The sequence below is a fragment of the Actinomycetota bacterium genome, from assembly GCA_014360645.1.
Lineage (GTDB): Bacteria > Actinomycetota > Geothermincolia > Geothermincolales > RBG-13-55-18 > Solincola_B.
The window spans coordinates 39,307-59,544 of record JACIXD010000010.1 but is presented as its reverse complement, the minus strand read 5'-3'; the positions used below and the strand labels follow the sequence as shown (position 1 = coordinate 59,544).

The window sequence follows — 20,238 nt, the reverse complement described above, 5'->3', positions numbered from 1 at the left end:
TGGCCCTACCTTTTCCGGTGCGCTCGCGCTCATACGCGGAAGCGGTGGGACGCCTCCTTCATGATGCGCAGGTTCTGGAAGGGGGTGTCCAGGCCCAGTCCGCAGGGGGGAGTGATCATGGCTGCTCCCCTGCTCACCGCCATGAGGGTCTCCTCCAGCACCATCTCGGGGGGGAAGTAATGCACCAGGGAAGCGGGGACGGTGCCCACGATGGGTTTTCCCAGGATGCGGTGGGCCTCACCGGGGTCCACCTCGGCCTCGAAGGAATAGGCGTCCATGTCCGTCTCCCTGCACATCCTCACCTGCTCCATGCGCCCTCCGCAGAGGTGCAGGATGAGCTTCGCCCCTCCAAGGTGGGCGTACCTGCTCACCTCGTTGAGGTAGGGCAGCACGTTCAGGAAGAGGTCGAAACCGAGGTAGGAACCGGAGCGTCCTGCGGGCTCGTGGATCATGATGATGTCCGCGCCCCGCTCCACCATGGCCTCGGCGTAGGCGCAGAGGAAGGAGACGATCCCCTCCAGCAGGTGATTGAGGAAGGCGGGGTCCTTTTTCACCAGCTCCATCATCACCGAGGGGCGGATGAGCGAGGATGCCAGGGTGGCGGGGCCCGCGATGTTGCCGATGATGGGGGCGCCCGGGCGCATCTCCCGCAACAGCTCCATGGCGCGCAGCACCTGGGGCACCCGTCCGTGGTTGAGGAGGGCGGGCACGGCGTTGGCGACGATCTCCTCGGGGGTGGATTCGGGGTAAGCCACCATGCGCGGCATGGCCATACCGTCACCCATGTCCACCTTTGCCCCCAGGACCTCGGCCTCCACCGTGAGGCATAAAGGGACGCCCACGTTGTCGAATCCCGCCATGTCGTAGGCCGCGGCGGCCAGTTCGGCCATCATCACCCCGCTGTAGTGGGCGGCGGGAATGGGGATGCCGAAGCGGTCCAGCACCTCGCGGGTGATCACGTTGATGAGGCCGCCCGGACCGAGGACGGGGAAGCGCGGCGTGGGCTCCCCGGCCAGGGCGGCCGCCAGTAACTCTCGCCGGTCCACACTTCCCTCCCGTCGCCTCGCCGGTCCTGCGTGCACGGATTATATAACGCTTATCGGCGGGAAGCCAGTCGCCCTTTCGCCCGCCGGACTTCCCGCGCGTCCCGCCCGCAGGACTAATCGGCCGGCGTAGCGTTGACCGGCCTCACCGCCTTTCGCCCGCTGGACATCCCGCGCGCCCCGCCCGCCGCCTTCCCCGACGCGGGGCTCACACACGGTGCGGCGGACCGCCGAGGCGTCCGCGCTATGGAGGGGGTCGAGGGGTCGTGGAGTGGTCATGCCCTCGGTCGGACGTAGCGAGGTCTTCCTCCCGGGCTTGTCGACATGGGCGAAGATGTCGGGCCGCCGCCTCCGCGAGGCTCCGGTGTCGAGGAGACAGCAGGAGAGGACCGCGGGGCTCGGGTCCGGCCTTGGATGTCGCCGTGGGCTGACGGAGGTGACGTGCAGGTGATAGCCTTAGGGCGAGGCGGCCGTACGCTGCAGGCTCGGCCCGGGGGATCTCGCCGGGCATGGAGGGAGCGGAGACGGCCTGGAGCCCGGCGGCCGGCCCGGCAGGCGAAACGTGAGCCGCCGCCACGGTGGCGGCCTGGAGAGGAGGAGAGATGAGCTATTCGGAGATGGGTGAGGTCTGGAGCCGCTACGTGCGCGCCCGCTGCGAAACCGCCGTCAAGGCCCTGACAAAACGCGAATTCGACGCCCGTTTCTTCCCGGGCCGCGAGGAGGTGGTCAGGGCGGTCATGGAGATCATTCCCCCGGACGCGGGCGTGGGATGCGGGGGCTCCTGGACCACGCGCCAGATCGGCCTGCTGGATGCCCTGCGCGAGCGCGGCAACCCGGTGTACGCCCATGAGCCGGGGATGGACTTCGAGGAGGCCACGCGCGTGCGCAGGGAGGCCCTGCTGTGCCCCTACTACCTCTGCAGCGCCAACGCCGTCACCCTGCGGGGAGAGCTGGTTAACACCGACGGTATCGGAAACCGCGTGGCGGGCACCTCCTTCGGTCCCGGGACGGTGATCATCGTCGCCGGTTATAACAAGCTGGTGCCGGACCTGGACGCCGCCTTCGAGCGCATCAAGGAGGTGGCGGCCCCCGCCAACGCCGTCCGCTACGGCATGGCGGTGCCGGGCATGGACGCGAGCCCCTGCGTGCAGAAGGGCAGGTGTTACGATTGCACCCTGCCCTCCAGCATTTGCCGCATCACCACCATCATCCGCCAGAGGCCCATGATGACCGATTTCAAGGTCTTCCTGGTGGGTGAGTCCCTCGGGTTCTGAGACCCCCGGGCCTTTATCTGCACAACCTGACCCGGCGTAGGTATCCGAGCCCCGGCGAGTCCAGCGCTCTTCATCGGCGGGCATCTTGATAATCGGGCCGCAGGTCCGCGCATGGAGACACGGCACGGCGGCCGTGCTCTCACGCGTTCCCTGACACCGCCGTCCCGCCGCTCACAGGGACCTTATCCTTTTCGTCAGTTCGTAAGCTGCCTGGAAGAAGCCGGCAGCCGCCTTGACTTTTGTTCCTAGTTCCTGGTAAGGAGCGGATGCGCTCTCGAAGGCCGGCCAGGGCGGCGTTCCCGGCCCGTTGGGATCGCCCTCGGAGGCGAAGTTGGTCCAGTAGGTCATCATCGTCTCGGAGAGGGCCCGGTCCTCCTCGTCCACCCCCTGCAGCTGCACCCTGTCCAGGTTCCCGAAGACGTACATGATCTCCAAGCCGTGGAAGGATCCCAGCGCCGCCGTCCGTTCGTCCCGCGTGGCGCGGGTGAAGAGATAGAGGTAGGCGGGCTGGCCCACCTTCTCCATGCTCTCCACGGTGAAGCGCGCCGAGGATGCGAAACCCATCTGGGTTATGACCCCGTCCAGGGCCTTCTTGACCTCCTCCTCGCCGCTGGCCGGGAAGAGGGCCATCACCTCCTCGGCGTGGGAGCCGTAGAGGTATCCTGCCATGAGGCGGTACTGCTGCAGGGTGACCTCGGGGATGAAGATGGTGCCCTCGTTGGCGTTGATGCCGGTGAGCAGGGGAACGGCGTGCTGCTCGCCGGCTGCAAAGGTCTCCAGCGGTGACCGGGGCAGGAGGTAGCCGTCGATGTTGGGGCTGAGGTTTATGGGGCTGAAGAACTCGTTTTCCGACGAGGAGGCCTCGATGAGCTTCTCGGGCGACACCTCCCTCAGGGCGGCGAGTTCGTCCTCGGCCTTGTCGCAGCCCAGCTTTTTGGAGATCTCCTGACCCGTCTTCTCCGCCTCGCGCAGTGTGGGGGTCTTGTTGACGGCCAGGCCCAGCTCCAGCAGGGGGCCGCTCTCCACGATGGCGCGGTGAAAAAGGCCTCTGGAGAGAGGGCTGGCCATAAGGGAGAGGATGCTCATCCCTCCCGCCGATTCCCCGAACACCGTCACCCTGTCGGGGTCTCCCCCGAAGGCCTCGATGTTCTCCTGCACCCAGCGCAGCGCCGCCACCTGGTCCAGCAGCCCATAGTTCCCGGATACCCCGTGGGGGGATTCCTGCGAGAGCAGGGGATGGGCCATGAGCCCGAGAGCCCCCAGGCGGTAGTTGATGGTGACCACCACCACGCCCTTCCGTGCCAGGTTTTTGCCGTCGTAGATGGGCAGGGACCCCGCCCCGCTCTTGAAGGCGCCGCCGTGTATCCAGACCATCACCGGCAGTCCCTCACCGGGTCTTTCCGCCGGGGTCCATACGTTGAGGTAGAGGCAGTCCTCGCTGGTGGTGCCCACGTCCATCATCCCCGTCCAGTCGTCATGCGGCTGGGGACAGGCCGGGCCGTAGCGCGTGCAGGCGCGGACCTCTTCCCACGGCTCCACGGGCTGCGGCTCCCTCCAGCGCAGTTCGTCCACGGGCGGGGCCGCGTAGGGGATGCCCTTGTACGACCACACGCCGTCCTCGTGCTCGCCGCTTATGGGGCCCGAGGCGATGCGGGGCACCTCCATGGTGGAGGTGACCTGCTGCGCCTTCTCCCCGCACCCCACCGCGAGCAGGCACGCGGCGAGGAACAGCAGCAGCGTCAAGCCAAGCGCGGTGGATCTCCTTGCCATCTCCATTACCTCCCCTCCGTGCGTCCGCCGTCCTCCATCATGCCCATCATCAACATACCATATAAGAGGGTACGGATCGCGTGCGCGGGACCCCGTGCGGGATCGCGTCCCGGGTCCCGACCCGGTGCCACGGGTGGTCCTCTGCGGGTGCGGTGGCACGGACGAGGTCACGACTTCCCTGCGGCCACTTCCTCCACCGGGGCGCCTCCCCCTTTCCCGCTGTGCTATAATCCCCTCGATCGGTATGTCAGGCGGCCCGGGCGAGGGGCCGGCACCCAGCCGTGGAGAGGCTGGGTCTTTTCGTTTGAGGGAGAGGAAGGTTCCATGGGCGGCAGGATCCTGATGATCGACAACTACGACTCCTTCACCTATAACCTGGTGCAGTTCCTGGGCATCCTCGGGGCGGACCTGGTGGTCTTCCGCAACGACCACACCACCCTGGAGGATGTGGAGAGGCTGGGGCCGGCGGGCATCGTCATCTCGCCCGGGCCCAAGGCGCCGCGCGACGCCGGGCTCTCCAAGGACATCATCCGCGAGTTCGGCCCCCGCATACCCGTCCTGGGGGTGTGCCTGGGACACCAGTGCATCGGGGAGGTGTACGGGGGCAGGGTGGACCGCGCTCCCTATGTCATGCACGGCAAGACCTCGCGCATATACCACGACCGGCGCGGCGTATTCGCCGGGCTGCCCAGCCCCATGGAGGCGGCCCGCTACCACTCCCTGGCCATCCTCGAGGAGGGCTTCCCCGCCTGCCTGGAGGTGAGCGCCCGTACCGAGGACGGCTTGATCATGGGGGTGCGCCACCGCGAGTATCCGGTGGAGGGGATCCAGTTCCATCCCGAGTCTTTCATGACCCCGGAGGGACTGTTCCTGCTCCGTAATTTTCTGGAGGTGTGCAGATGAAGGCGGTTGCCGGAAGGCTGGAGAGAGAAGAGCCGGTCGGGCATGGGTTCTTTTATATACCGGGGAGTGAGAGACCATGAGCGGGGCAAGGGAGAAGGCAGTACCCTTGAGGCTTGAGGTGGCCGAGCTGGAGGACGCGCCGGCCATGGAGGCCGTCTTCCACCGGCTGGCGGCGAAGCCGTACGCCTGTTTTCTGGATTCCAGCCTGGCCATGGAGCGGCTGGGACGCTACTCTTTCATCGGCTTCGACCCGCATCTGGTGCTGACCACGCGGGGCAGGAGGTGCACCTGGTGGAGGAGGGGGAGAGAGGTCCGGCATAGCGAGGAGAACCCATTCGAGGCGCTGCGTTCCGCCCTGTCCGAGTTCCGCCTCGAGGAGATGCCGCCGGGCCTCCCGCCTTTTCTGGGCGGGGGCATGGGGTACCTGGCCTACGAGTTGGGGCGGCACATCGAGAAGCTGCCGGAGACGGCCGTGGACGACCTGGGGCTGCCGGAGCTGTGTTTCGCCTTCTATGACCGCGTGCTCGCCCACGACTACCGCGAGGAGAGGACCTGGCTGGCCGCCGTCCACCCCGAGGATCCCGGCGCGGTGCTGCGGGAAGCGCGGCTGGCGCTGGAGAGCGAGCCGCCGGACTATCCCTCCCCGCACGGCGCGCGGGAGGCGAGCTTCGTCTCCAACTTCACCCGCGAGGAGTACCTTGAGGCGGTGCGCAGGGTGAAGGAATACATCCTTGCTGGCGATATTTACCAGGCCAATCTCTCCCAGCGCTTCCGAGCCCCTCTGCGCGAGCACCCCTGGACGCTCTACCGCCGCCTGCGCCGCCTGAACGCCGCGCCCTTCGCCGCCTACTTCAACATGGTGGAGGGCCAGGTCCTCTCCTCCTCGCCGGAGCGTTTCCTGAAGGGGACCGGCAGGAGGGTGGAGACGCGCCCCATCAAGGGAACCCGCCGCCGCTCCTCCGACCCGGAGGAGGACCGGAGGCTGGCGGAGGAGCTCCAGGCCAGCGCCAAGGACCGCGCCGAGCTCTCCATGATCGTGGACCTGGAGCGCAACGACCTCGGCCGGGTGTGCGAGTACGGCAGCGTGCAGGTGGAAGAGCATGCGGTGATCGAGCACTACGCCACCGTGCACCACCTGGTGTCCACGGTGGTGGGGGAACTGCACGAGGGCCGGGACGTGGTGGACCTGCTCAAAGCGAGCTTCCCCGGCGGCTCCATCACCGGGGCCCCCAAGATACGCTCCATGGAGATCATCGACGAGCTGGAGCCCACGGCGCGCAGCGTGTACACGGGGAGCATCGGTTACCTGGGATACAATGGCGATTTCGACCTCAACATCGCCATACGCACCGTCATCGTCAAGGGCGATGCCGCCTACTTCCAGGTGGGCGGGGGCATCGTGGCCGATTCCGTCCCCGAGGACGAGTACCAGGAGACCCTGGACAAGGGCAAGGCCATCTTCGCCACCCTCTCCTGATGGGGTCAGCCCCGGACATGGGACATCTCGCGATCACCTCCGAGAATCTGGTCCTCACAAACCCATAAGTAGGTGAACCCGAAAAAGCCTTGCCGTAAGGCATTCTCACCGTTGATTCTGCTTGTCGTAATCGCGCCAGCATCCAGGAGGGAGAAATGCGCATACCCCATCTGATGCGCCGGACGCCGGGGCTCAAAGGTCACGGGGCGGAAGGGGTCAGGGAGAAAGGCGGCGGGATGGTTGCGGAAATCGCTGTTCTTCGTACGCCCAAAAAATCCCTGGAAAGAGCAAGGGGATTTCCCGGGAAAACGATGGATACGAAACCCTCAAGGGGAGAAGCCGGCGCCACGTGCAGATATGGGGCATGCCGGCGACCCTTACCTAGAGCCCCAGGAGGGGCTTATGCAAGAAGTGCGGCATCTAGGTGGAGGCCGTGCCCTGGTCTCAAGGCAAGAGCCCTCTTTCCATGCCGTTCACGGTCCTGCTGGCCGCCTTCGCGAGGACCCTCGCATGGTAGGAGGTGGCGAGGCTTTTCCCGGTCCACTGGGAAACGGTCAGGGCGGCCTTGAGGAGCGCGGTGGGCTAGGGCTCGAACGCCGCGATGCCGCCTCCTCGATCGCCACAGGCATAGACGAGATAACCAGAATAAAAGGCATAAGTACATGACCATGATCTACGACCTTGCTCGGGCGAGGCTCCTGTGGCGCGGGAAGTGCAGGGACAAGGCGGCCTTGCGGGCCTTCCTCGAGGAATGGGGACAGAAGCGACGCCTGGTGATAAGAGCGGTCTGACTTTACATGTGGCGGCCCTGCATAGTGGCGATAGAAAAGGAAAGGCTGCCTCAGGCGGTCATGGTCTTCTAGAAGCTCCCCAGAAGTTCCGCCTCATGGCATAGCCCATCTCATGGACGCGGTGGACCGGGTGAGGCACGAGAAGGCGCGGGAGCTCAAAAAGACAGCCCTGGAGATTTTGGTAAAGACGCGCTGTGCCTGACTCAAGAACCCGGGGGAACCTCACCCCTGGGCAGAGGGGGAGATTGTCCGACTCAGAGAAGCTGAACCTGAAGATCGGCCTTGCCTACATCCTGAAGCAGGCGGCCCGCCGCTTTTGGGATTACACCTACAAGAGGAACGCCGAGAAGTACCTTGACCTCCGGCTCAGGTAGGTGCCCACGCGAGGCTGAAACCGATACGGGACTTCGCCTGGATGATTAAGAGACGGAAGGAAGAGATGTTCAACCACTTCAAGGAGAAGATCACCGACGCCTGGATCGAGGGGATGAACCCCAAAGCCAAGGTGGTGAGCCAGAAGGCCTATGGGTGCGGGACGGTTGCCGCCTTCCGAATGGCGTTCTACCGTGTGTGGGGGATCTTCCGATGCCGGAGACGACCCATCGACTCTAATAAGTGGAGTTCGAGGATCTTTTCTGGCGGAAGATGTCCCATGTCCGGGGCTGACCCCATCAGAGGGAGAGTTCTCGGGCTACCAGGGCGCGGTAGGCGTCCGCGATGCGCGCGGTCAGGGGGCCGGGACAGCGGAACCCTATCGCGCTCCCGTCCACTTCCGCGATGGGGACTATCTCCCCGGTGCTCACGCTGAAGAAGGCCTCGTCCGCGGCCATCAACTCCTCGGGAGGATAGGTGCCCGTTTCGCACGGGATGCCGTAGTCCTCGCACAGCTCCAGCACCACCTCGCGGGTGATACCGGGCAGGATGCCGCAGGAGAGCTCGGGGGTCAGCACCTTGCCTCGCTTGACCAGGAAGAGGTTGGCGGATGTCCCCTCCGCCAGGAAGCCGGCGCCGTTCAGGGTGACGGCATCGTCCGCGCCGCGATCCCGCGCCTCCTGCTTGCGCAGGATGTTGTCCAGGTAGTTGCAGCTCTTGATACCGCTCAGCGGAGAGGTCTCGTTGACCCTTATGCGGCTGATGATCACGCGCATTCCGCGCTGGTAGAACTCCTCGGGATAGCCCTCGAAGGGCTTGACCAGGATGAAGACGTTGGGGCGGGAGGATCTCTCCAGCGTCCGGGAGCCGTCGAAACGGCCGCCGGTCACGGTGACGCGCACGTAGGCGTCGCCGCTCACCACGTTGATGCGGTAGAGCTCGCCGATGGCCTCGCCGATCTCCTGTGGCGGCGCGTCGTAAGAGAGGCGCAGATGGCGGCATCCCTCCCGCAGCCGTTGCAGGTGGCGCTCCAGCCGGAAGGGCTTTCCCCGGTAGGCGCGCAGGGTCTCGAAGAGGCCGTCTCCGAAGAGGGTGCCGCGGTCGTTCACGGGCAGCGAGGCCTCCCGCTCATCCACTATCGCGCCGTTGAGACAGACCTTCATCGCGCTCCCCCGGTTTCGCGGTCTTTCCCCGGCCTTCTCGCCCGGGTGCCGCACGCCGTCCTATCCGTTTATATCCCCCGCCACAGGATGAGCGCAACACCTCCCGCGGGAAGCAGGACGGCGGCGGAGATCACCAGGGCGTTGATCACCCTGCGGTCGCGCAGACCCCTGCCGCCCTCGCGCGCGAAGCCCAGGAGCTCCCCGCGCATGAGGAGGAGCAACGGACCCCAGATGATCGCCGCGGCCCCCATGATGATCTCGTCCCACTTCATGACCCAAGCATCGCACCGGTGACGCCCGCGGGCAACCTTTTCCGGGCCCGTGGGCGAAGAAAGGGAAGCAGATCTCCCCGCTCGCCCGACCTCTCCCCGTCCCGCAGACCTCACGAGACCCCATCCGGCCCTGACCCCATCCATGTCCCATGCATCTCCCATCCCGTCTCCCATCCAGCCCGTTTCCTCATTCCCACGCCCGAGGTACCGCGCCATATCGCACTTCCGGCGGTATGGCTCCGCCGGCGTCTGCGGCAGGCGGGAGAAGAGGCTTAAGATATGTCTTGACAAAGTAATATAACTTTATTAAGTTAATGCACATGATTAATTTAACGCGAGGTGGGCGATGATCGGAGAGATGCTCGCGGAGAGGTATGTGGTGAAGAGAAGGCTGGCCTCGGGCCGGTATCTTTCGACCTACGAGGCCGAGGACGCGGAGCTGGGGACTCTGGTCTCGGTGGACGTCCTGGAGGCGGAGGGTCTGCCCGCTGGGCTGGCCGCGGAACGGGTGGAGGAGATCCTCGAGGCCGCCGTCTCGGTGCGCGGCGCGCATATCGCGGTCCTCTATGCATGGGGGCGAATAGGAGAGGGCGGTCCCTTTTTCATGGTGGGCGAGAACGTGGAGGGGGCGCCACTCCTCGATGTTCTGGATGACTGCGGCGAGCTGCCGCCCTCGCAGGTGGTGGAGATAGCGCGCGCGGCGGTGGAGGCGCTGGCGGAGTCCTACGGCAGGGGGCTCTTCTACCTCGGCCTCAACCCCGGCCAGGTGGTGGTATGCGATGGGGGAGCTGTGAAGCTCGTCCGGGTGGGATACGGCTGGATACTGGAGGAGAGCGAGCCGCGCCTCGCACAGCGCGTATCCCTCTACCGCGCTCCCGAGACGGACGGCGGCGTGGAGGGGCTGAGGACCTCGGACGTCTATGCCCTGGCGGCCATGATCCGCGGCATACTGCCGCGCGAAGCGGTCTCGGAACGCTTGCGAAGCCTGCTCGATACCGCCACGGACCCCCTTCCGAGGAACCGGCCTTCCTCGCCGCGCCTTCTCCTGGAGGAGCTGGAGGCGAGCGTGCTGCGCGGTCTTCAGGGCAGCGGTTCTAAAGAGGAGGGCGGGACGGGCGAGACCCCGGCCCCCGGCGGGCTTTCCTTTCTCAAGGAGGGGATGGTGGCGCGGCCCCTCGTACCCGGCGAAGAGAGGAAGAGAAGCAGCGTGTTGCGCAACCTCTTCCTGGTCGTCCTGGGGGGAGTCGCTCTATGGGTGTGCTTTGCGGCCGCGGCCGGGATGCTCTCCGGAAGAGGGGAGCGGGAAAATGCCGCGCCCGTGGAGGAAGAGGAAAAGGTGACCCTCCCCGACCTGCAGGGCATGGCCCTGGAGGAGGCCCGGGGGCTCCTGGATTCGCTGGGCCTGGAATACGAGTGCCGCAGCGCGCCGTCGCGCCTGTGGTCCGCGGGGCGGGTGGCGGCGCAGGAGCCAGCCGAGGGATCGCTGCTGACGCGGGGGGAGAAGGTGGTGCTGGTGGTGAGCGCCGGCAGGGAGGGCAACCAGACGGGGGGCAGCGAGGCGGACGGCACCGCCGGTCCCTCCTCATCCGGCATGGAGGAGGGATCTCCCGGCGCGCCGCCCCCGGGAGGGGACCCCACCGCCTCCCGTTCCGGACCTTCCGTGGAGCAGGCCCCTACCTCCACCCCGCAGGGGATGCGCATGCCGGACGCCCCCGAGCGCGCTCCCTCTCCTCCTCACGCCGTGCTCGCCGTTTCTCCGCGCAGCGGCGCGGCTCCCCTCTGCGTGAGCATGGATGCAGGGCGCTCTTTCGACCCCGACGGAGATATCGTCCGCTACGTCTGGCGGTGCGGTGACGGGACGGTCCTCGAGGGGATGACCGCGCAGCACGTCTTCGACCCCCCCGTCATACCCGCCCGTTTTCAGGTGGTCCTGGAGGTTTTCGATTCCAGGGGATCGAGCTCCACCGCCTCGGTCACGTTGGAGGTATATTGATTGGTTTCCACAGGGAAGGAGAACCGCCCCGAGGGGACGGAAAGCGGCGGTGTATCGCGCATGACCCCGGCCAAGCGCGTTATCTCGCGGGAGTGGCGCGACGCCGCCTCCGGACCCGTTTCCACCCGTGCCCTCGGCACGCGGGGCGGCAAGGCACCCTTCGTAAGCCGGGCGTCTGCCCTTACCCTCCTCATCATCACCCTCCTTACCATCCTCTTTTTCTCCTTCCAACCGCCGCCCTCCCCGGCCGTGGCGGCCGGGGAGGAGGCACCCTCCTTTGACTGGCCGGCGAGGGGGGAGATCACCTGCCCCTTCGCCCCCGCCGCCGGACCTTACGGAGCGGGTGGACATTCCGGGATAGACATAGCCCTCGCAAGGGGGAGCGAGGTGCGGTCCGCCGCCGCGGGCACGGTCACCTTCGCCGGCGGCACCCCGGTGGGCCCCTGCGTGAGCGTCGCCCACGGGGCGTGCATCAAGACCACCTACGTGTCCCTGGGCGCCATCCTGGTGCGGAGGGGACAGCGCCTTGCCGCGGGTCAGGTGCTGGGGACCAGCGACGGCTCAAGGGACCGCTCCAGCCAGGGATCCCACCTGCATTTCGGGTTGTTCATGAACGGCATCGCCGTGGATCCCCTGCCCTTTCTCGAGGGACGCGTGCTCGACCCCTCTGAATGTCTTTTCCTCGGGCCCTGGGAAGATGTGGAAGCGCTGCGGACTTTCATGCGGCGCCACGGGGCGGGAGGCTACTTCGAATGGCTCGGGAGGGGGTTTTCCGCGGGGGGAAGGGCCTTGGGCGGGGCCTTCAAGGCCGTATGGCACGCGGCGGGGAAGGCGGGAGGTGCCGCCTGGAGGCTGGCCTGCCGGGTCGCCGGACCCCTGGGACGAGCCGTGCAGGCTTTCTACCGCGCCTGCGTGGAGCCCTGGCTGGTCCCTTTCTGCCGGGGCGTGGCCGAGGTCGCCAGGGCAGCTCTGTCCAATCGCGTGGTGCAAGCGGTGCTGGCCGCGCTGGCGGCGGCAGCCATCGTGTGCCTGGCGGTGGCGGGCATAGCCGTCATCCTGGGCCTGTCCCTGGCCGCGGCGGTGACGGCCGCGGTGGTGGGAAGCGTCGCGGCCATCGGTTACGCGGTGTACTACACCTTCGCATCGGGCGATTCTTTCTCCTTCCTGGGATGTTTTCTTGGCTCGCTGACCATCGGGATGGCCGCCGCCGGGACCTGCCTGACGGCCTCATACCTGGCTCCCTTCATCGCCAGTGGTTGGAGCCAGGTCGGCCTGCTGGGATTCGGCAAGACCTTTCTGTCCTACGGTTGCGCGGAGGCCGCCATCTATGTCGTTTTCTGTGCCGCCACAGGAAAAGACATCCATCCCCTTGGTCTGCTGGCTTCCTTCTTAGTGGGCGGGCTGACGGGAGGCCTGGGAAAGCTGGTGACCACCGGCTTTCTCTCCTCCGAGGCGGCCCAGGCGCTGGCGGCGGGATTCCTCTCCTCGGGAGGGTCTCTTGTCTCCGGCGAGGCGGCGGCGGCCGCGGCATACGCGGGAGAGATGGCGGTGTCGCTGAGCCACCGTCTGGCCTACGTGTGCATGTGCGGATGCACCGCTACCCTGGGCGACGCGGCCGTGCGCATGGCGACGGGGAACCTGCCTTCCCTGGCGGAGTCGCTCCTCTGTTTCGGAGGCGGAGCCCTGGTCGGCGCCATCAACCTGGCCGGAAACGGACAGGGGCTGGTCGGGGTCCTCTCTCGCGCCAGCGGAGGCAGGCTGGCCCTGAACAGCGAGTTCCTCAAGGCGCTGCTCGGGAAGTCATTGAGCAAGGGGTTTAAGGAGGGCTGCTCACGCCTACTGCCGCGCCTGCTCGGCAGGCGCGGCGAGGTACGGGAGAGCTTGTGGAATCTGGAGGTCCGCCCCCCGCGCATGGGGGATGGCATGTACAGGAGGTGAAGGATATGAAGGACAAACTGCCCACCTGGCCGCAGATGCTGGTCATCGTCTCTTCCGCGGCCACCGCCATCGTTCCGGGGTACATGTTCGCGCATATGCGTGCACACGGAGAACGGGTTCCCGCCGCCATCACGGTCCTGTTTGTCCTGGGGGTCATGGGGTTCGTGTCGGCCATGTTCTTTCTCTATTTCCGTCCCCGCTACGGGAGAAAGTCCTTTGGGGCCATGGCGGCTTTTTTCCTGTTCCATCTTTTCATGGTGCTCCTGCTGATGAGGATCGGCGTGATACGCTGATGCGCAGTTATCCTCACCGGCCGGGATCCGGGGCGAGGAGCGGCGGTCGCGGGCAGGGGGGTTCCGCGGCGGCCTCGGTGAACGTCCGGGAGAGGATGCGGGACGCGTGCTCGCGACCAGGTCCCGTGATCTGCTTCCACGGCTTGCCCGCGCCGGAAAGCGCGCGCCCGGCAGGCACCTATACGAGAAAAATCTATGACGTTACCAACGGATGTTATATCTGGAACCGCGCCGGAAAGCGCGCGCTCGGCAGGCACCTATACGGCACGGCGGTCGGGGTGACGCTCGAGATGGCGCCCCCTGCCGCCTTCGCGGCGGCGGGTGCGGGCGGGGGCGGCGAGGTAGGGGACGATGATGGTGAGCAGCCAGAACACTATGAGCATGATGGAGGAGGAGACGAAAAGGGCCAGGCACCATGCTTTGCCGCTGAAGAGGGTGGCGGCGCCCCACGAGAAGGCCAGCAGAGTGAGCAGGGAAAAGACGCGGTTTCTCCTCGTAGCGGCGCTCGCCCTGCGCCGGCCAGGAGCGGGGCGGGGAAAGGGCTTGCGCTCCGTATCCTCAGCATACGCGCGGCTGCCTCCGCCGAACCTGGCCTCATAAGCTCGGGCGGAACGCAGACTTCCCGACTCTATGGAATGGGCGATCTCCTCCATGCTGCGCTGGAAGCTCTGGGTGGTGGCCAGGGGCGACTCCTCGATCTTGCCGCGGATGATGGGGGGGACGATGGCGAGCATGGCTATGAGGCCCAGGAGGAGCAAGGCCAGTATCTCCAAGCCGAACCCCCTTTATCGCAAGCCCACGGCACCCTGCCGGGGGACGTAAACACTACATATGGTCTCTTCTGGCCTTCTCGCACTCTATATCATGTATTTCAACCTCACGGTTGTTTTTCCTTCCCGGGGTCTTCTCGGCGGGCGTAGGAGAGGAGATGGCACCGCCGCCGGATATAATGTCCCTGTCATGGGCACGAAAGAGGAAGAGCGCGTCTACACGGTGGGGGAGGTCAACCGCCTGGCGGACGGCCTGCTGCAGGGGCTGGTCCTGTGGGTGGAGGGCGAGGTCTCCAACCTGCGTCCCTATCCCAATTACAGTTTCTTCAGCCTCTCCGACGAGGATGCCTCCCTCTCCTGCATCATCTTCCGCGAGGCCCTGGCGGGGATGGACTGCGAGCTGCGGGAGGGGATGTCGCTCCTCGCCAGGGGGCGGCTGGGCGTCTATGTGCGGCGGGGCCAGTTCCGGCTCAACGTCCTGGAGGCCAGGGAGTCAGGAGAGGGAAGGCTGCGCAGGGAGTTCCTCCTCCTCATGCGCAAGCTCGCCGCGGAAGGGCTTTTCGACGAGGCCCTGAAGAGGCCGCTCCCCGCCTATCCCCACACCGTGGGGCTCATCACCTCCCTGGAGGGAGCGGCGGTGCGCGACGTGGTGATCAACCTCAAGCGGCGCTTTCCGGGCACGAGGTTGCTCATCCGCGGGGTAAGGGTGCAGGGAGACGAGGCGGTCGGGGACATCGTGGGGGCCATCGACCTCTTCAACCGGGCCCAGGCCGCCGAGGTGCTCATCCTGGCGCGGGGCGGCGGCTCCCTGGAGGACCTCAAACCCTTCAACAGCGAGGAGGTGGCGCGGGCCATAAGGGCCTCCCACATCCCCGTGGTCACCGGGGTGGGGCACGAGCCGGACATCACCCTGAGCGACCTGGCGGCGGATTTCCGGGCCAGCACGCCCACGGGGGCGGCGGAGGCGGTGGTGCCCTCGCGGGAGGAGGTGCTGGCCCTGCTCCGGCAGAGGGAGCTGGCCCTGGCCTCCGGCCTGAGGCGGGGGCTGCACCGGCTGGAACGCGGCCTGGGTTCCCTGCTCACCAGGCGCCCTTTCTCCGACCCGGCCATGCTGGTGAACCAGGCGGCACAGCGGCTCGCGGAGGCGGAGGAAGGCTTGATCTCGTCGGCTCGCTCATGTCTTGAGAGAAGGGAACGCGCGGTGGAGGCGGCGGCGCTCTCACTGGCGCGCTTCCCGCGGGAGTACCGCGCCCTGCCCTCGAGGATCGAGGATGCATGTCGCAAGCTCTCCGCCGCCTTGCGTGCCTGGGTGCGGTGGCGGGAAACGGAGCCCTCACGGCGGGCCGGCGAACTGAAGGCCGCGGCTGTGGACATGATCTCCCGCACCGAGGGAAGACTGCGCCTCGTCGGCTCCCGCCTCGACGACCTCAGCCCACTGGCGGTGCTTTCCCGTGGCTACGCCATCGTCACCAGGGAAGGAGAGACGAGGCCGCTCACGGACAGCGCGGCGGTGGAGATCGGCGACGGCCTGGATATCCGCCTGCACCACGGGCGCATACGCGGCGAGGTGAGGGAGGTGAGGCCCGAGGTCGCGGAGGAGAGATCGCCGGAGGGATGAGCGCCGCGCCGGCCTTGTGCCCCGCGAGGCATATGGAAGCGGCGGGGAAAATATGGCGGGCGGCCTGGAGCCGGGGCACGGGGCGGCGGAGCCGGCAAATCCGGCATCCGGGATACCTGCGTTCCGCGGACCGGCAAACCGGATCGCGAGGTGGGCGAGGGGCGCGAGCGCCGGGGTACTGCTGGAGAGCGGGCGCCGCCTGGGCATTGCCCCGCGGCGCGGACGTATATGCGGCGTTGCGGGATGACGGATAAGCGAGGATGAGATGAGGGATCGCGGGGTGAGGATGATATGGGTGAGATGACCTTCAAAGAGATGATGGACAGGCTTGAGCGCATAACCGCCACTCTCGAGAAGGAGGACCTGGAGCTGGAGGAGGGACTGCGCCTCTTCGAGGAGGGGGTGGGGCTCATCCGGGAGGCCAGGCAGCGGCTGGCGGAGGCGAGCTCCAGGGTGGAGAAGCTCATCGGCTCCCTTGAGGAAGGGCTGGCAACTGAGGAGTTCGACCTGGAGGACCCACGGTAGGGCGCGCGGGACCAGCGCTTTCCATCGGAGGCCTTGTCATGGAAAGGTCTTCAAGCCGTAAGGCTCGCGGCCCGTGAGCCGCGGAGCTCTTCTGCGCCTTCTCGGAAAGGTGCGGGTGGTTTCCGCGCGCGGCCGCGATGCCTATATAATACGGATGATACGCATGTCGCGTTCGGAACAGCCGGAGGCGGGAGGGCGTCAAACCTTCAAATGAAGAGACAGGAAAGGCTGAAGATAAGGAAACGCCGCAAGAGGCAGGCCGTCATCAAGGTGCTCGCCTGCCTGCTGCTGGTGGGGGGCCTGGTGGTCGGCATCCTCAACCTCGACGTGGTGAAGATATGGGCGGGCAAGCATTATTTCAGGATGCGCTGGAAGGAGACCACCATCACCGAGGAGCAGGCACCGGGCGTCAGCGAGCGCATCAAGAAATGGATCGACCCTTCCAAGAACCTGAACGTCCTTATCATCGGCATCGACCGCGGCAGCGTCCCCGGCGAAGAGGGATATACGCGCTCGGACGTCATGATCCTCGCCTCGGTCAACGTGGAGAAGAAGAAGGCGGTGCTGGTCTCCATACCGCGCGACACCCGCGTCACCATCCCCGGATACGGCACGGAGAAGATAAACGCCGCCCATTCCCTCAAGGGCCCCGCGGGGGCCATAGATGTCGTGGAGGAGATCTCGGGCCTGCAGATCAATGGCTACGCGGAGGTGGATTTCGAGGCCTTCAAGAACATCGTGGATGCCGTGGGGGGAGTGGTGCTCCACCTCGACTACCCCATCCTCGACCCCAAGGTGGGCACCCTGCCCAAAGGGGACGTATTCCTCAACGGCGAGAGCGCCCTCATCCTGGTGCGCAGCCGCAACCTGCCGCGGGGGGACCTCGACCGCATCGAGAACCAGAAGAGGTTCCTCTCGGCGATGATGAAGAAGGTGGTGGAGGTAAAGGACCTGCAGTCCCTGCTGAGGATCCTTGACGCGGCGGTGAGATACCTGGACACAACCCTGGAGCCGGATCTCATCTTCACCCTGGCCGAGGCGCTGCAGGGTATGCGGGTGGAGGACGTGGAGTTCGTGACCCTGCCGGGAGACGATCCCGTGCCCGCGGCCGGCCAGCCCTGGTATTATATCCTCGACCAGCAGGAGACCGCGCGTATCTTCCGCAACATCGAGCTCTACTGCAGCAGCATGACCCCCGAAGAACAGCTGGCGGCGAACGAGCAGAAGGCGACGAACATCCCCGAGTCCGAGGTGGAACGCTCCCGCGTCAACCTGGCGGTGCTCAACGGCGTACGCTGGGAGGGCATGGCCTCGAAGGTCGCCGAGAGGCTGAAGGACAAGGGCTATGCCGACATCACCGTTGGAAACACCGTCAACCCCTACCAGGCCACCACGGTCTATTATTCCTCCGGGCACGAGGCGGAGGCGAGGGTGGTGGCTCGCGATCTCAACCCCAACGCGGCATACGTGATAGAGGAAGACGAAGACGTGGCCATCACCTATGACGCCGATGTCATCCTGGTCATCGGCAAGGATTACGTCAGCCCCTGAGAGCCCATGCGCCCCGCCTGCCGCGACGACGTCACCCGCACGGTCCCGGCTGCGCGCCGGAACGGGGGCGTGTAGATGAGGCGCGCAGGATATCTCCTGGTGGCGGGAGCAATCGTGCTCTTCAGCACCATCGAGGTGGTTTCCAAATATCTCCAGTCCGGGCCTGCGGGGCAAGCTCCCGTCGGATCCACCCAGGTGGCGGCGCTGCGTTTCCTCATCGGTGCAGCGTTCATGTTCCTGCTCCTGCCCCTGCGCGGACAGCAGCGCCTGGTGCTCTCCGCTCTGCGCGAGAGCGGTATGCGAATCGCGGCACTGGGAGCGGTGGGCGTCTTCCTCACCTTTTTCCTCCTGCACGAGGGCATAGACAGGACCAGCGCTTCCGTGGCGGCGGTCATCTTCTCCATGAACCCGGTGTTCACGGCCCTGGTGGCGGCGTTGGCGCTGCGAGAGAGGCTGGGGGCAGCGGGTTGGCTGGGGGTGCTTCTAGGCCTGCTGGGAGCGTTCGCCGCGGTCACCGATTTTCATTTCGCGGGCCTCTTCGCGCGGGGGGATTTCCTGGGCGGGATGATGGTCCTGGGCTCCGCCCTAACCTGGTCCGTCTACAGCGTTTACGGCAAGAGGTACTCGGAGCGCTTCGGCGGCCTCGCCGTCTCCTTCCTCACCATGGCGGCGGGCTCCTTTCTGCTCGCCGCGCTGCTCACCGTGACGGGAGGCTGGGGAGAGATGGCCTCGTACGGAGCCCTCGCTTGGTGGTGGCTGCTCTATCTGGGGGCGGTGACCGTGGGCCTGGGCTACCTCCTCTATTTCGAGGGCCTGCGCCGGGTGCCCGCCTCGCGGGGAGCGAGCCTGTTCTATCTCAAGCCGGTGCTGGCGTTGCTCTGTGCCCATCTCTTCCTGGGAGAGCCGGTATCCTACCGGCTGCTGGCGGCCTCGCTGCTGGTCGCCGCGGGCATCCTCCTCGTCGCCCTGACCCGCGAGCGCCGGCAGACCTCGCCGGGCGCCGCCGTGGACGGCCCGGGCGGCGGTGCCGGATGACGCGCGGATGCTGGTATAATAAACGCCAAATGCGAGCAACGGAACGCGTCCTTCATATATATAAGGAATCCTCATGAGGGCGGCGCTGGAGCGTCTGGGCCGGGCGGCGTTCGCCTGCCTTCTCATCTTAACGGCCGCGCTGGCCGCCAGCTCATGTTCCCGGCCGGAGCCCGGATTCCGCGTGGCGGTGGTGGGATTCCCCGCCGGCGGCTGGGAGGAGGGGCGCAACCTTATCGCCGAGTACGGAGCGCGCAGGGCGGAGGGCGTGCTGGGCGCCGGCGTCGATTTCATCCTTCCGGAGGAGGGGGGGGACCTGGGTTACCTCTTCGACGCGGAGGGCGAGCCCTACGACCTGGTGATATCGCTGGGCTCCTCCTCCCGGGCAGTGCTGGAGGCGCGGCCGCAGGTTTGGGGGGGCGCGGTGGTGGCACTGGACTTCGAGCCTTCCGAGCCCGTGACGGGAGAGGGCGAGGTGACCGTGGTGCGCTACCGGGTGGAGGAAGGTACGTACCTCTGTGGCTACCTTGCGGCCTGGCTGAGCGCGCGCGGCAGCCACCCCCTCACCAACGCCAAGCCCCTGGTCGCTTTCATCGGCTCCCGCGACTATCCCCTGCTGTCATACTTTACCAGAGGGTTCGACCGCGGCGTGAAGGCGGGGGCGACCAATGCTGACTACCTCGACTATTACCTAGAGCGCGGGGATGATACGAAGGCGGCGAGAGCCCTGGCCGAGGAGGCGATCAAGAAGGGAGCGGACGTGATCTTCTGCTCCCCCGGCGATTTCAACACCGAGGTCCTGAAGGTGGCCGCCGAGAAGGGGGTGCTGGTCATCCTTTCGGGCCCCGACCGCTCAGGAGAATCGCCTGGGCACGTCCTCACCTCCCTGGTGTTCCGCGACGACAACGCGATCTTCGAGGCGGTAAGGGAGGCCATGGACGGGGAGCTCTCGCCCGGGAAGGCGGTGTGGGGAGGCGAGCAGGGCACCTGGAGCCTCGCCCCCTATCATGCCCATGACGGCTACATCGGGAGGGAGCTGCGGGAAGCCCTCGCGGAGCAGATGCTCAAGGCCCGCGACATGGATTTTTCCGCCCCGTCGCCCTGAGGCCTCGCCGGCCCCCGGCGTGGGGGTAACCGGGCGTCCCCGTTGGGAGCTGCGGGAAGCCCTCGCGGAGCAGATGCTCAAGGCCCGCGACATGGATTTTTCCGCCCCGTCGCCCTGAGGCCTCGCCCGCCCCCGGCGTGGGGGGAACCGGGCGTCCCCGTTGGGAGCAGCGGGAAGCCCGATGCCGTGGACGCGGGTCGGACTCTTCGAGACGCAAGGGTCGACCTCATGTCGCGATGATGGCATGCTTCGCACCGTCATCCCGGCGGCCGCCGCCCGACCCCGCTAAAGCCGGTTAATATTTCCTCACTTCATCGCCCCAGGTATCCCACCGACTCCCTGTTCCCT

General features: G+C 66.6%; 17 protein-coding genes. 12 read left to right on the top strand and 5 right to left on the bottom strand.

Annotated features, from left to right (window positions below; all coding sequences use genetic code 11):
- Positions 1-29 precede the first annotated feature (29 nt).
- Entirely contained in the window at positions 30-1,046 is a 1,017-nt protein-coding gene (locus H5T74_09990) for a hypothetical protein (protein ID MBC7230704.1), read from the bottom strand.
- A 599-nt stretch (positions 1,047-1,645) separates the two neighbouring features.
- On the opposite strand from H5T74_09990, the gene H5T74_09985 reads away from it, so the two are divergent.
- The gene (locus H5T74_09985) at positions 1,646-2,317 is read left to right on the top strand and encodes a lactate utilization protein (GenBank protein ID MBC7230703.1); all 672 of its coding nucleotides are present in this window, start codon (positions 1,646-1,648) and stop codon (positions 2,315-2,317) included.
- A gap of 171 nt (positions 2,318-2,488) precedes the next feature.
- Here the strand turns inward: H5T74_09985 and H5T74_09980 are convergent, their stop codons facing one another.
- Positions 2,489-4,087, bottom strand: coding sequence for a carboxylesterase family protein (locus tag H5T74_09980; GenBank protein ID MBC7230702.1), 1,599 nt, complete (start codon positions 4,085-4,087; stop codon positions 2,489-2,491).
- A 324-nt stretch (positions 4,088-4,411) separates the two neighbouring features.
- Between H5T74_09980 and H5T74_09975 the strand changes: the two genes are divergently transcribed.
- From H5T74_09975 to H5T74_09965, 3 genes are all read left to right on the top strand, one after another.
- Positions 4,412-4,990, top strand: a complete 579-nt coding sequence (locus H5T74_09975; protein MBC7230701.1) for an aminodeoxychorismate/anthranilate synthase component II — start codon at positions 4,412-4,414, stop codon at positions 4,988-4,990.
- Positions 4,991-5,066: 76 nt separating this feature from the next.
- The gene (gene pabB, locus H5T74_09970) at positions 5,067-6,467 is read left to right on the top strand and encodes an aminodeoxychorismate synthase component I (protein ID MBC7230700.1); all 1,401 of its coding nucleotides are present in this window, start codon (positions 5,067-5,069) and stop codon (positions 6,465-6,467) included.
- A gap of 510 nt (positions 6,468-6,977) precedes the next feature.
- Positions 6,978-7,133 (top strand): hypothetical protein, encoded by a 156-nt coding sequence (locus H5T74_09965; protein MBC7230699.1) that lies wholly within the window; start codon positions 6,978-6,980, stop codon positions 7,131-7,133.
- Between the two features lie 796 nt (positions 7,134-7,929).
- Here the strand turns inward: H5T74_09965 and H5T74_09960 are convergent.
- Both H5T74_09960 and H5T74_09955 read right to left on the bottom strand, forming a co-directional pair.
- Positions 7,930-8,793 (bottom strand): aminotransferase class IV, encoded by an 864-nt coding sequence (locus tag H5T74_09960; GenBank protein ID MBC7230698.1) that lies wholly within the window; start codon positions 8,791-8,793, stop codon positions 7,930-7,932.
- 68 nt (positions 8,794-8,861) lie between these two features.
- The gene (locus H5T74_09955) at positions 8,862-9,065 is read right to left on the bottom strand and encodes a hypothetical protein (GenBank protein ID MBC7230697.1); all 204 of its coding nucleotides are present in this window, start codon (positions 9,063-9,065) and stop codon (positions 8,862-8,864) included.
- Between the two features lie 346 nt (positions 9,066-9,411).
- Between H5T74_09955 and H5T74_09950 the strand changes: the two genes are divergently transcribed.
- Genes H5T74_09950 through H5T74_09940 form a run of 3 tightly spaced genes read left to right on the top strand, consistent with a single transcriptional unit; the run spans position 9,412 to position 13,289 of the window.
- Entirely contained in the window at positions 9,412-11,058 is a 1,647-nt protein-coding gene (locus H5T74_09950) for a PASTA domain-containing protein (GenBank protein ID MBC7230696.1), read from the top strand.
- Entirely contained in the window at positions 11,059-12,996 is a 1,938-nt protein-coding gene (locus tag H5T74_09945; GenBank protein MBC7230695.1) for a M23 family metallopeptidase, read from the top strand.
- A 5-nt stretch (positions 12,997-13,001) separates the two neighbouring features.
- Positions 13,002-13,289, top strand: a complete 288-nt coding sequence (locus H5T74_09940; GenBank protein ID MBC7230694.1) for a hypothetical protein — start codon at positions 13,002-13,004, stop codon at positions 13,287-13,289.
- Between the two features lie 257 nt (positions 13,290-13,546).
- On the opposite strand, the gene H5T74_09935 is transcribed toward H5T74_09940, so the two are convergent.
- Positions 13,547-14,062 (bottom strand): hypothetical protein, encoded by a 516-nt coding sequence (locus H5T74_09935; protein MBC7230693.1) that lies wholly within the window; start codon positions 14,060-14,062, stop codon positions 13,547-13,549.
- Positions 14,063-14,249: 187 nt separating this feature from the next.
- On the opposite strand from H5T74_09935, the gene xseA reads away from it, so the two are divergent.
- From xseA to H5T74_09910, 5 genes are all read left to right on the top strand, one after another.
- On the top strand, positions 14,250-15,677 hold the full coding sequence (xseA, locus tag H5T74_09930) for an exodeoxyribonuclease VII large subunit (protein ID MBC7230692.1): 1,428 nt from the start codon (positions 14,250-14,252) through the stop codon (positions 15,675-15,677).
- Positions 15,678-15,977: 300 nt separating this feature from the next.
- Complete coding sequence (gene xseB / locus H5T74_09925; GenBank protein ID MBC7230691.1) at positions 15,978-16,202, top strand: exodeoxyribonuclease VII small subunit; 225 nt, start codon at positions 15,978-15,980, stop codon at positions 16,200-16,202.
- Positions 16,203-16,412: 210 nt separating this feature from the next.
- Positions 16,413-17,753: an LCP family protein gene (locus H5T74_09920; GenBank protein MBC7230690.1), complete on the top strand. Its 1,341-nt coding sequence runs from the start codon at positions 16,413-16,415 to the stop codon at positions 17,751-17,753.
- 75 nt (positions 17,754-17,828) lie between these two features.
- On the top strand, positions 17,829-18,788 hold the full coding sequence (locus tag H5T74_09915) for a DMT family transporter (protein MBC7230689.1): 960 nt from the start codon (positions 17,829-17,831) through the stop codon (positions 18,786-18,788).
- Positions 18,789-18,861: 73 nt separating this feature from the next.
- Positions 18,862-19,890 (top strand): BMP family ABC transporter substrate-binding protein, encoded by a 1,029-nt coding sequence (locus H5T74_09910; GenBank protein MBC7230688.1) that lies wholly within the window; start codon positions 18,862-18,864, stop codon positions 19,888-19,890.
- The last annotated feature ends 348 nt before the right edge of the window (positions 19,891-20,238 follow it).